6 protein-coding genes and 2 pseudogenes are annotated in these 12,526 nt (G+C 64.6%); 7 read left to right on the top strand and 1 reads right to left on the bottom strand.

The annotated features are described in order from the left end of the window. The first annotated feature begins 41 nt into the window (after positions 1–41). Both ACF8C6_RS08635 and ACF8C6_RS08640 read left to right on the top strand, forming a co-directional pair. A complete protein-coding gene (locus tag ACF8C6_RS08635) occupies positions 42–1,295 on the top strand; it encodes an HD-GYP domain-containing protein (RefSeq protein ID WP_392498896.1) in 1,254 nt (417 codons plus the stop codon). Positions 1,296–1,909: 614 nt separating this feature from the next. After that, a pseudogene (locus ACF8C6_RS08640) lies at positions 1,910–2,398 on the top strand (methyl-accepting chemotaxis protein); the annotation flags it as partial. Here the strand turns inward: ACF8C6_RS08640 and ACF8C6_RS08645 are convergent. Further along, the gene (locus ACF8C6_RS08645; protein ID WP_392498897.1) at positions 2,384–3,220 is read right to left on the bottom strand and encodes a 23S rRNA (adenine(2030)-N(6))-methyltransferase RlmJ; all 837 of its coding nucleotides are present in this window, start codon (positions 3,218–3,220) and stop codon (positions 2,384–2,386) included. The pseudogene ACF8C6_RS08640 and the gene ACF8C6_RS08645 overlap by 15 nt on opposite strands. A gap of 159 nt (positions 3,221–3,379) precedes the next feature. On the opposite strand from ACF8C6_RS08645, the gene ACF8C6_RS08650 reads away from it, so the two are divergent. The 5 genes and pseudogenes from ACF8C6_RS08650 to ACF8C6_RS08670 all read left to right on the top strand — a co-directional run. Further along, on the top strand, positions 3,380–5,182 hold the full coding sequence (locus ACF8C6_RS08650; protein WP_392498898.1) for an acyl-CoA dehydrogenase: 1,803 nt from the start codon (positions 3,380–3,382) through the stop codon (positions 5,180–5,182). A 149-nt stretch (positions 5,183–5,331) separates the two neighbouring features. Further along, positions 5,332–7,080: a potassium/proton antiporter gene (locus ACF8C6_RS08655; RefSeq protein WP_392498899.1), complete on the top strand. Its 1,749-nt coding sequence runs from the start codon at positions 5,332–5,334 to the stop codon at positions 7,078–7,080. Between the two features lie 79 nt (positions 7,081–7,159). Continuing rightward, the gene (mscK, locus tag ACF8C6_RS08660) at positions 7,160–10,489 is read left to right on the top strand and encodes a mechanosensitive channel MscK (protein WP_392498900.1); all 3,330 of its coding nucleotides are present in this window, start codon (positions 7,160–7,162) and stop codon (positions 10,487–10,489) included. A 63-nt stretch (positions 10,490–10,552) separates the two neighbouring features. Next, positions 10,553–12,013 (top strand): protein adenylyltransferase SelO, encoded by a 1,461-nt coding sequence (gene selO, locus ACF8C6_RS08665; protein ID WP_392498901.1) that lies wholly within the window; start codon positions 10,553–10,555, stop codon positions 12,011–12,013. A gap of 394 nt (positions 12,014–12,407) precedes the next feature. Next, positions 12,408–12,526, top strand: a pseudogene (locus tag ACF8C6_RS08670) (type VI secretion system tube protein Hcp); the annotation flags it as partial.

Consider the following 12,526-nt stretch of genomic DNA (forward strand, 5'->3'; position numbering starts at 1 on the left):
GCTAGACTGCCAGCAAAAAGCCAGCACCCCGCGAGCCCGGCATGTCCGCCAGCACCCTTTCCATTTCGCCCGACCAGCTCTGCGTGGGCCTCTATATCCACCTCGACCTGAGCTGGTGGGAACACAATTTCACGTTCAGCCAGTTCAAGATCAAAGATGAAAAGCAGATCCAGGCTCTGCGTGCGCTGGGTCTGAAGCAACTGCGCTACGAACCGGCGCGCAGTGACTGCGAGCCGCTGGCGCTGACAGCAGAAACAGCGCCTGCCGCCCCCGAAGCACCACGCCCCGACCCGGAGGAGTTGGCTCGCCAGGCCCGCGCCGCCAAACTGGGTGCCCTGCGCAAGCGCCTGGCGGAAGTGGATCGCACCTTCATCCAGGCCAGCCAACGGGTCAAATCACTCAACCAGACTCTGCGCAGCCAGCCGGAACATGCCATCCAGCAGGCAGGCGAAGTGGTGCGCGAGCTGGTCAGCGCCCTCAGCGGCGAGGACGGCGCAGCCCTGCACAGCATCAACGGCAAGGCCGCCGAGGACGCCTATCTGCATCCGCTCAATGTCACCGTGCTGTCGGTGATGCTCGGCCGTCAGCTTGGCTTCGACTCCGAGGCCTGCCACAGCTTGGGCCTGGGCGCCCTGTTGCACGACATCGGCAAGCTGCAGATTCCCAGCAAGGTGCTGCTCAAGAGCGAGCCGCTGACCCGCCCGGAGCAGCAACTGCTGCAACTGCATTGCGAGTTCGGCGTGCGCCACGGCCACGAGCTGATGCTCGACGACGAGGTACTGCGGATCATCCAGGAGCACCACGAATACTGCGACGGCAGCGGCTACCCGAAGGGCCTGCGCGAGGCCGCCATCGGCCGCCTGAGCCGGGTAGTGAGCCTGGTCAACGCCTTCGACAACCTGTGCAACCCGCTCGACCCGCGCCAGGCGCTCAGCCCCCACGAAGCCCTGGCGCTGATGTTCAAACAGCAGCGCGAACGCTTTGATGAGGTAGCGCTCAAGACCTTCATCCGCGGCATGGGCATCTACCCGCCCGGCAGCCTGGTGCAACTGGAAGACGAGCGCTATGCCCTGGTTCTGGGTATGCACCCGAGTCTGCCGCTGCGGCCCACGCTGATCATCTACGAGCCCGAGATTCCCAAAGCCGAGGCGCTGATCGTCAACCTCGAACAGGAACCCAAGCTGGCCATCGCCCGCAGCCTCAGGCCTGCGCAGCTGCCGGTGGAGGCCCTGGAATACCTGGACCCGCGCCAGCAAATCACCTATTACGTCGACCCGCGCCAACGCGGAAAATAGCCGGTCGCACGCGGCCCGCCTAAACTCAGCTGCGCCCACCCGAAGTAGATACGGCCACCATGCATCAGCCGCGTTTTTCCGACTTGCACGAGATACCGCCCAGAGCCTTCAGCCCGGCCGCCATTGGCCTGCAACTAAGCCCCTGGATGCTGGTGGGGCTGGGCGCCTGGGGCGGCCTACCGCTGTGGATCTGCCTGTTCTGCGGCCTGTGCCTGAATCTCGGCCTGCTCCCGGCCTTGGCCACGGCCACCCACTGGCGCGCGTTGATGCAGCCGCGCCCCAGCAGCCCCGAGCCCCCCGAATGGGCTCTCCCCCTGGCAGACCAACTGGACACCCTGCGCACCCACCAGCACGTGCAGCTCGAACAGCTGCAGCAGCAACTGCACCGCCAGGAGGAAGCCCGGACACAGCAGTGGCAGGCATTACGCGAGCAGCTGCAGCAGCACGCCACCCAGGCCCGCCAGTTGCTCGAATCGCTGCCAGCGCAGGATGAAGCCGACAGCCAAGCCATCCAGCGGGTGCTCGACAATCTGCACGGGCATCAGCACCAGGCTGCCACCCAGGCGGGTGAGTTGGCCGAATGCCTGCAAGTCATTGCCCAGCAGGCCGACAGCATTCTGCGCGCTACCGAAGATATGGACTCGATCGCCAAGCAGACCAACCTGCTGGCCCTCAATGCGGCCATCGAGGCAGCACGGGCCGGCGATACTGGCCGTGGCTTTGCCGTGGTGGCGGATGAGGTGCGCGCGCTGTCCAGCCGCTCCACCGACTTCTCCCTGTCCATCCGCCGCACCATCGATGACATGCTCGCAGCCCTGCAGCAGGCGGATGCGCAGGCCAGGCGATTGACGGACAGCGACGCCCAGCACAGCGAACAGGCCCTGCTACAGATCGCCGATCAGTTGACGTATAGCCGGGAGCAGCAGGCGCAGAGCCAGGACACGGCGCAGCAACTGGGCACATTGCTGCAGGCCAGCAGCGCAGCAACGTTATTGCCCCTGAGCGAGACGCCGCCAGCGGCGCTGCCTGCCCTGGGCGAGCACGACCAGGCGCTGGCCGAACTGGCGGCACGCCTGCGCGCGCAGGCGTCAGTCGGCAATTAGCCAGTCCAGGCGAAAATCACCCTGGCTCTGCGCCAGCTTGCCGGCCAGCCAGGGCAACAGCTGCTTGAGCTCGTCCTCCAGACCCCAGGGCGCGTTGGCGATGGCCAGGCCGGAGCCGGCCAGGCGGCTGGCGTCGTCCGCCGGATGGACGAACAGTTCGGCGCGCAGCAACTTGGGCGCGCTGGACTTGCCCAACGCCTGGTAGAAACGCTTGAGCTGGCGCTCGTCCTTGATCGGGTACCAGATCGCCACCACCGTCTGGCGCATGCGGCCGATGGCCTCGTCCAGCGCAGTAACGCAACGCTCCAGCTCGTCGGCCTTCTCGAACGGCGGGTCGATCAGCAGCAACGCGCGCTTCTCCGCCACCGGCAGCAAGGCGCGCGGCACGTGCCAACCCTCGCCCAGGTGCACCGCCACGCGGTGATCGCGCTTCATGTTGTCCTTGAGCAGCTGGCCATCTTCCGGGTGTTTCTCGTTGAGCAGCACGCGGTCCTGCTCGCGGCTCAGTTGCCGCGCCAGCTCCGGTGAGCCGGGGTAGTAGCGCAACTGGCCGTTCGGGTTGAGCGCGCGCAGCACGCCAAAGTAGTCGGCAGTCAGTTCGGGCAGTTCCTGCTCGTCCCACAGCCGACCGATGCCTTCCTGCCACTCGCCGGTGCGACTGGCCTGGTCGCCCTGCAGGTCATACAGGCCGACGCCGGCGTGGCTGTCCAGGCAGACGAACGGCGCCTCCTTGCGCGACAACAGCGCGATGATGCGACTCAGCGTGATGTGCTTGAGAACGTCGGCGTGATTGCCGGCATGGAAGGCGTGGCGGTAGTTCATGAGTGTGTTACCTGAAGCGGGACCTGGAGCGGGTCGCGAATTGTAGCCCGAAGGGACGAGCGCATCAGGTTCTGGCGCCGTATTAGCAGTGTGAATCTTGCTAGGCGACCTCTATTCACCATCTTAGACTCGCAAAAGATCCCACCGGAGACGCCTCCCATGTCCGAGACCCTGCTCAGCTCCCGCAACCTGGCCTTCGAGCTCTATGAAGTACTCGACGCCGAAGCCCTGACCCAGCGCGAGCGCTTCGCCGACCACAACCGCGAAACCTTCGATGCCGCCATCGCCACCGCCCGCGGCATCGCCGAAGAGCTGTTCGCGCCGCACAACCGCAAGAACGACGAGCACGAGCCGCAGTACGTGAACGGCGCCGCCGAGCTGATCCCGGAAGTGGCACCAGCGCTCAAGGCCTTCCACGAGGCCGGCTTCCTCAACGCCACCCGCGACTTCGAGCACGGCGGCATGCAGCTGCCCAACCTGCTGTCGCAGGCCTGCTTCGCCCACTTCCAGTCGGCCAACTGCGCCACCAGTTCCTACTCCATGCTGACCATGGGCGTAGCCAACCTGATCGAGGCCTTCGGCAGTGACGAGCAGAAGCAGCGCTTCTTGCAGCCGATCATCGACGGCCGCTTCTTCGGCACCATGGCGCTGACCGAGCCGCACGCAGGCTCCTCGCTGTCCGACATCCGCACCAAGGCCGAACCGCATGCCGATGGCAGCTACCGCCTCAAGGGCAACAAGATCTTCATCTCCGGCGGCGACCAGCCGATCTCCGAGAACATCGTGCACATGGTGCTGGCTAAGCTGCCGGATGCCCCGCCCGGTGTTAAGGGCATCAGCCTGTTCATCGTGCCCAAGTTCCATGTCAACGACGATGGCAGCCTGGGCGCCCGCAACGACGTGACCCTGGCCGGCCTGTTCCACAAGATGGGCTGGCGCGGCACCACCTCCACCGCGCTGAACTTCGGCGATAACGGCGAGTGCGTCGGCTACCTAGTGGGCAAGCCGCACCACGGCCTGGCCTACATGTTCCAGATGATGAACGAGGCGCGCATCGGTGTCGGCATGGGCGCCATCATGCTCGGCTACGCCGGCTACCTCTATTCGCTGGACTACGCACGCAACCGCCCGCAAGGCCGTCACGCCGATGGCAAGGACCCGAGCAGCCCGCAGATTTCCATCGTCGAACACGCCGACGTGCGGCGCATGCTGCTGACCCAGAAGGCCTACGTGGAAGGCGCCTTCGACCTCGGCCTGTACGCCGCCCGCCTGTTCGACGACACCCAGACCCTGGAGACCGAGGGACAGCGCAAGACCGCCCTGGAGTTGCTCGACCTGCTCACCCCCATCGTCAAGTCCTGGCCCTCGGAGTTCTGCCTCAAGGCCAACGAGCTGGCCATCCAGATCCTCGGCGGCCACGGCTACACCCGCGAATACCCGGTCGAGCAGTACTACCGCGACAACCGCCTCAACCCGATCCACGAGGGCACCCACGGCATCCAGTCGCTCGACCTGCTGGGCCGCAAGGTGTCGATGAACGGCGGTGCTGCGCTCAAGCAGCTGATGGGCCTGATCCAGGGCACCTGCCAGCGCGCCACCCAGCACGAGTCGCTGAACGCCCTGCGCCAACCGCTGGAGCAACTGGTCAACCGCCTCGGTAGCGTTACGCTCGCCCTGCTCGGTGATCTGATGGCCGGCAAGGTCAACCAGGGCCTGGCCAACTCGGCGCTCTATCTCAAGGTCTTCGGCCACGCGGTTATCGGCTGGCGCTGGCTGGAGCAGGCGATCCGCGCCGAAGAGGGCCTGGCTTCCGGCAACCCTGCCGACGCCGACTTCTACAAAGGCAAGCTGCAGGCCGCGCGTTACTTCCTGACCTGGGAGGTACCCAGCTGTCACCACGAGCTGGCGATTCTTGAAGCCCGTGACGATACCTGCCTGGGCATGCAAGACGGCTGGTTCTGATCTCGCTAAGCATCTGAATTCACTTGGAAAGCAAAGCCCCGCCAGTGCGGGGCTTTTGTTTTGACAGCCACGCGAAGCCACGGGTTAGAATCGGGCACGGCCCCTGCATAGACAGAGGGGTCTTCCCTTTTTTTTGCACGGAGCATGCCTTGGACGCCAGCGCCATCAACAGCCTGTTTCTGATCGGTGCGCTGCTGGTAGGCATGAGCATCCTGGTCAGCGCCTTCGGCTCGCGCTTCGGCATCCCGATCCTGGTGATCTTCCTCGCCGTGGGCATGCTCGCCGGCGTGGACGGCCCGGGCGGCATCGTTTTCAACGACTATTCCACCGCCTATCTGGTCGGCAACCTGGCACTGGCGGTGATCCTGCTCGACGGTGGTATGCGCACCCGCGTCTCCAGTTTCCGCGTGGCGCTATGGCCCTCACTGTCCCTGGCCACCCTCGGCGTGCTGATTACCGCTGGCCTGACCGGCGTGGCAGCCGCCTGGCTGTTCGACCTGACATGGATGGAAGGGTTGCTGATCGGCGCCATCGTCGGCTCCACCGACGCTGCTGCGGTGTTTTCCCTGCTCGGCGGTCGAGGCCTCAACGAGCGGGTCAGTGCCACCCTGGAGATCGAATCCGGCAGCAACGACCCGATGGCGGTGTTCCTCACCGTGACCCTGATCGACATGCTGCTCAAGGGCCAAGCCGGCCTCAGCTGGAGCTTCGCCGTGCACCTGCTGCAGCAGTTCGGTCTTGGCACCCTGCTCGGTTTCGGCGGTGGCTGGCTGTTACTGCAACTGGTCAACCGCATCACCCTGGCCGGGGGACTGTATCCACTGCTGGTGGTCAGCGGCGGCCTGATGATATTCGCCATCACCAACGCCGCGGGCGGCAGCGGCATCCTGGCTATCTACCTGTGCGGCCTGCTGCTGGGCAACCAGCCGATCCGCTCGCGCCACGGCATCCTGCACATGCTCGATGGCCTGGCCTGGCTGGCACAGATCGGCATGTTCCTGGTGCTCGGCCTGCTGATTACGCCACATGAGCTACTGCCTATCGCCGTGCCGGCCCTCGGCCTGGCCCTGTGGATGATCCTGTTCGCCCGCCCTCTGTCGATCTTCCTCGGCCTGCTGCCATTCCGCGCCTTCCATGACCGCGAGAAGGCCTTCATTGCCTGGGTCGGCCTGCGTGGCGCAGTGCCGATCATTCTCGCCGTGTTCCCGCTGATGGCGGGCCTGGAGAACGCGCAACTGTTTTTCAACGTGGCCTTCTTCATCGTTCTGATCTCGCTGCTGCTGCAGGGCACCAGCCTGCCGCTGGCTGCCAAACTAATGAAAGTGACCGTGCCGCCAGACCCGGCGCCGATTTCCCGGGCCGGCCTGGAAGTCCACCCCACCAGCCAGTGGGAGCTGTTCATCTACCGCCTGGGGGCCGAAAAGTGGTGCATCGGCGCCCCCTTGCGCGCGCTGAAGATGCCCGAAGGCACGCGCGTGGCCGCGCTGTTCCGCGGCGAGGAGCTGCTCCACCCGTCCGGCAGTACCACCTTGCAGGAGGCCGATATTCTCTGCGTGATTGGCCATGAACATGACCTGCCTGCCCTCGGCAAGCTGTTCAGCCAGGCCCCGCAGCGTGGCAAGGATCTGCGCTTCTTCGGCGACTTCGTGCTGGAAGGTGACGCCGAACTGGGCGCTGTCGCCACCCTCTATGGTCTCAAACTCGGTGACGAGGACGGCACCCAGCCCCTGGGCCGCTTCATCGCGCACGAGATTGGCGGCGAGCCGGTGGTCGGTGATCAGGTGGAATGGAACGGCCTGACCTGGACCGTCGCACTGATGGAAGGGAACAAGGTGCGCAAAGTCGGCGTCAAATTCCCCGAAGGTCAGAACAAACCGGGTCCCGGCCTGTTCCTCTAGGCATGTACCCACCCCAGCGCCGATGGCGCAGCTGACATATCATTAGCCACAATTTTCCGCACGAGCCGCAATCGCGACCATGTCCTTACTGCGCCCACTGTTTACCGGCCTGCTGCTCAGTCTTTGCCTGAGCACCCAGCCACTGGCGGCCGAGCTTCCCTCGGCCACTGCCCTGCAGCAAAACCTCGACAGCTTGAGCGAACGCAAGCTTCCTGAGGCCGAGCACAACGCCCTGAAAGGCCATCTCGAAGCCACTCTGGGCTTTCTCGCCAGCCGCGATGACAGCCAGCAGCGACTGACCTCGCTCAAGCGCCAGCTGCGTGATGCCCCCAAGCTGATCACCGATGCCCAGCGCGAGCTGAAGCAACTCAAGGGAGACACAGCGCAAGACATTGCCAAACGCTATGCCGGCGCCAACGTCACGCGCCTGGAGCAGATGCTCAGTGAACGCAGCAATCAGCTGAGTGCCTGGCAGCAGCAACTGGCCGAGGCCAACAGCCTGCTGATCACCGCACAGACCCGCCCGGAGCGGGCGCAAACCGAGATCAGCAACAACCAGAACCGCGCCCTGCAGATCAACAACCAGTTGAAGAGTGGCAAGGATGGCAACCGTCCACTGAGCAACGAGCAACGCGACCGCCTGAACGCCGAGCTGGCCGCCCTGGAGGCGCAGACCGTGCTGCGCCGCGAGGAACTGGCCGGCAACAGCTTGCTGCAGGACCTGGGCAACGCCCGCCACGATCTCCTGCAAGAGCGTATCCGGCGCGTCGAGCAGGAAAGCCTCGACCTGCAGGCCCTGATCAGCGCTAAACGCCGGGAAAGCTCGGAACAGACCGTCGCCGAACTTTCTCGCGAGGTCGAGAAGGCCACGCCGGACAGCCTGGTCGCGCGGGAAAGTGCCTCCAACCTGAAGATTTCCGACTACCTGCTGCGCGCCACCGACCGGCTCAACGAACTGAATCGCCTGAACCTGGAGACCAAGCAGCAGCTGGATAACGTCAACCAGGCCGCCAACGCCCTGGAAGAGCAGATCGAGGTGCTCAAAGGCAGCCTGCTGCTGGCCAAGATCCTTTACCAGCAGAAGCAGGCCCTGCCGAAGCTGCAACTGGACAACAACCTGGCCGATGAAATCGCCGACATCCGTCTGTACCAGTTCGAACTGAACCAGGCCCGCGACAAGCTGGGCAACCTGCAGGACTACGTCGACGGCCTGCTGGTCGGTCAACCCGCCGACCAGGCCACACCACAGCTGCGCGCCACCCTGCTGGAGCTGGCCACCACCCGCAGCCAGCTGCTCGACCGCATGAGCAGCGACCTCAACGCCCTGCTCAATGCCTCCATCACCCTGCAGCTCAATCAGAAGCAACTGCAACAGGTGGCCAGCAACCTGCGCGCCACCCTCGACGAGCAGATGTTCTGGATTCCCAGCAACAAGCCGCTCGACCTGGACTGGCTGAAACTGGTGCCCGGCCTGCTCGAACGCCAGCTGGACAGCATCGCCTGGGGCTCCTCGATCAAGGAGCTGGGCGCCGGCCTGATCGATCGACCCTGGTTGTTCGTGCCCTTGCTCCTGCTGATTGGCGCCCTGATCTGGCGCAGAAACTGGCTCTACAGCAAGCTCAGCGCGGTGCACCAGGACATCGGCCACTATAAGCACGATAGCCAGCTGCACACTCCACTGGCCCTGTTGATCAATGTGCTGCTGGCGCTGCCGGTGGCCTTGTTCCTGGCCCTGGGCGGCCTGGCGCTGCTGCTCGATGCGCGTGGCCAGAACGCCACGCTCGGCAGTGCCTTGCTGGACATGGCCCAAGCCTGGATGGTGTTCTACACCCTCTATCGCATCCTCGCCCCTGGCGGCGTTGGCGAAGTGCACTTCCGCTGGCCACGCCCCCAGGTGCATTACCTGCGTCAGCAGGCGCGCAGCCTGGGTCTGGTGGTACTGGCCCTGGTTGCCGTGGTCACAGTGGCAGAACACCAGCCAGCCATGCTGGCCGATGACGTGATCGGCGTATTCGTGGTGCTCGCCTGCTACACCCTGATGGCCGTGCTGCTCAGCCGCCTGCTGCTGTCCGGGCCAATGCGCGAAAACACCTCGCCATTCCGCCTGCTGCTGGGGCTGACCTTCACCTTGCTGCCCATCGGCTTGATCGTGGCGGTGGGCTTTGGCTACTACTACACGGCCCTCAAGCTCAGCGACCGCCTGATCGACACCCTCTACCTGCTGATCCTGTGGCTGCTGCTGGACGCCATCTTCGAGCGCGGCCTCAGCGTGGCGGCTCGTCGCCTGGCCTACCAGCGCGCACTGGCCAAACGACAGAGCGCGGAGAGCGCCGACAGCGATGTGCCGCTCGAAGAGCCGACTCTGGGCATCGAGCAGATTAACGAGCAGTCCATGCGCCTGATCCGCCTGGCCCTGCTGGCCGGTTTCATCGGCTGCCTGTATCTGGTCTGGGCCGACCTGATCAGCGTCTTCACCTACCTGGACAACATCACCCTGTACGAATACAGCAGCGGCACAGGCGACGCCATGGTCATGGTGCCGATCAGCCTGCTGGATGTCCTGGGTGCACTGATCATCATCGGCATCAGCACGGTGCTGGCCCGTAACCTGCCAGGCTTGCTCGAGGTACTGGTACTGTCGCGCCTGAAACTGGCCCAAGGCAGTGCCTACGCCACCACCACCCTGCTCTCCTACGCGCTGGCCGGCATCGGCTTCGTGGCCACGCTGTCCACCCTCGGCCTGAGCTGGGACAAGCTACAGTGGCTGGTCGCCGCGCTGTCGGTGGGTATCGGCTTCGGCATGCAGGAGATTTTCGCCAACTTTATCTCCGGTCTGATCATCCTGTTCGAGCGCCCGGCGCGCATCGGCGATGTGGTCACCATCGGCAACCTGTCCGGCACGGTCAGCCGCATCCGCATCCGCGCCACCACCATTACCGACTTCGACCGCAAGGAAATCATCGTCCCCAACAAGACCTTCATCACCGACCAGTTGATCAACTGGTCGCTGACCGACACGGTCACTCGCGTGACCCTGCAGATTGGCGTCGGCTACGGCTCCGACCTGGAACTGGTACGCAAGCTGCTGCTGCAGGCTGCACGCGAGAACCCGCGCGTACTGCGCGACCCGGAGCCGCTGGTGTACTTCCTCACCTTCGCCGAAAGCACCCTCAACCACGAGCTGCGCATCCACGTGCGCGATCTTGCCGACCGCAACCCGGCGATCGACGAAATCAACCGTTTCATCGACCGCGAGTTCCGCGCCAACGGCATCGAGATAGCCTTCCGCCAGCTCGACGTGCATGTGAAGAACATCGATGGCGGCGAATACCAGCTGATTCAGCGCAAGCACGACACGGACAAAGGGCAAAACGCCGGCACGCTCCCCGAGCCACCCGCTGACGAGTAAGCGTACTGGCGCTGAACGACAAGCCCGAGCACAATGCTCGGGCTTTTTCGTTGGAGCCCGCCGTTGAAAGCCCTCGCCGATCTCGTGTTCGACAACCGCTTCGCCCGCCTGGGGGATGCCTTCTCCAGTGCCGTGCTGCCCGAGCCTCTGGATGAACCGCGTCTGGTCGTTGCCAGCCCGCAGGCCATGGCCCTGCTCGATCTCGACCCCGCCGAAGCCGAGTCCGAGCTGTTCGCCCAGCTGTTTTCCGGACACAAGCTATGGAGCGAGGCCGAGCCGCGCGCCATGGTCTATTCCGGGCATCAGTTCGGCGTCTACAACCCACGACTGGGTGACGGCCGCGGCCTGCTGCTGGGCGAGGTGGTCAATGACGCCGGCGAGCACTGGGACCTGCACCTCAAGGGTGCCGGCCAGACGCCCTACTCGCGCATGGGTGATGGTCGCGCCGTGCTGCGCTCATCGATCCGCGAATTCCTTGCCAGCGAGTACCTGCACGCCTTGGGCATCCCCAGTTCACGCGCCTTGTGCGTCACCGGCTCCAGCACCCCAGTGTGGCGCGAGCGTCAGGAGACGGGCGCCATGCTGCTGCGCCTGGCGCCCAGCCATGTACGCTTCGGCCACTTCGAGTACTTCTATTACAGCAACCAGCACGAACGCCTGCGCGAGCTGGGTGAGCATGTGCTGATCAACCATTACCCCGAGTGTCAGGCCGCAGAAAATCCCTGGGCGGCGATGTTCCGCGAGATCGTCGAACGCAATGCCGAGCTGATCGCCAAATGGCAGGCCTATGGCTTCTGCCACGGGGTGATGAACAGCGACAACATGTCGATCCTCGGCATCACCTTCGACTACGGCCCCTACGCCTTCCTCGACGACTTCGATGCCAACCACATCTGCAACCATTCCGACGACAGCGGCCGCTACAGCTTCAGCAACCAGGTGCCCATCGCCCACTGGAACCTGGCTGCCCTGGCCCAGGCATTGACGCCCTTTGTCGAGGTGGAGCAGTTGCGCGAGACGCTTGGCCTGTTCCTGCCGCTGTACCAGACCCACTACCAGGACCTGATGCGCCGGCGCCTCGGCTTCACCCAGGCGGAAGAGGGCGACGACGAGCTGATCGAACGCCTGCTGCCATTGATGCAGACCAGCGCCGTGGACTACTCGCTGTTTTTCCGTCGTCTCGGCGAGCAGGCTCCCGCCGATGCACTCAAGCAATTGCGCGAAGACTTCGTCGACCTGGCCGGCTTCGACCAGTGGAGTGACGCCTACATCGCCCGCGCCGCCCGCGAAACCAACGACCAGCATGCCCGCCGCTCACGCATGCACGCGGTCAACCCGCTCTACATGCTGCGCAACTACCTGGCACAGAACGCCATCACCGCCGCCGAACAGGGCGACTACGGCCCGGTGCGTGAACTGCACGCCGTGCTGTCACGCCCGTTCGAGGAACAACCCGGCATGCAGCGCTACACCGAACGCCCGCCGGAGTGGGGCAAGCACCTGGAAATCAGCTGCTCGTCATAGGCTCAGGACTGAGTAGAACAGCGGTGAGCCCGTCCCAGTATAGGAAGTGCCTTGGCCACGACAGGGAACTCCCAGTGGGAGCGGCTTCAGCCGCGATTGCTTCACCGCCCCGCGCAAGCTTTCACTGCTGCGCCACTTTCTGCGCACACGCCACGACCGATAGCACCCAAGCCCCCGTTCCCTGGGCTGTTATGCCCCTGCGCAAGCCCCTGCACAGCCCTGCGCCAGTTGTTGCGCAACCTTTCGTGACCGCCCGCACAGGGCGCTGATCCTGCCGGTTGCTGTTGCCCTGCAGCCTGCGTCGTTACTGACTTCTCTCCAGCTGGCACGCCCCTTGTACGCCTTCGAGCGCCCGGATCATCCCGATCCCCGTCTCAACGCAAAGGAGAGCACCATGCCAACACCCGCGTACCTGTCCCTCGAAGGCACCAAGCAAGGCCTGATCACCGCCGGCACCTTCACCGAGGACTCGGTCGGCAACATCTTCCAGGAAGGTCACGAGGATCAGATCCT

Source organism: Pseudomonas sp. zbq_18, assembly GCF_043102245.1.
Lineage (GTDB): Bacteria > Pseudomonadota > Gammaproteobacteria > Pseudomonadales > Pseudomonadaceae > Aquipseudomonas.

Bases quoted from the DNA above. Each gene is read 5' to 3' on its own strand.
- ACF8C6_RS08635 (WP_392498896.1), top strand. From the start codon at position 42: ATGTCCGCCAGCACCCTTTCCATTTCGCCCGACCAGCTCTGCGTGGGC.
- ACF8C6_RS08645 (WP_392498897.1), bottom strand. From the start codon at position 3,220: ATGAACTACCGCCACGCCTTCCATGCCGGCAATCACGCCGACGTTCTC.
- ACF8C6_RS08650 (WP_392498898.1), top strand. From the start codon at position 3,380: ATGTCCGAGACCCTGCTCAGCTCCCGCAACCTGGCCTTCGAGCTCTAT.
- mscK (WP_392498900.1), top strand. From the start codon at position 7,160: ATGTCCTTACTGCGCCCACTGTTTACCGGCCTGCTGCTCAGTCTTTGC.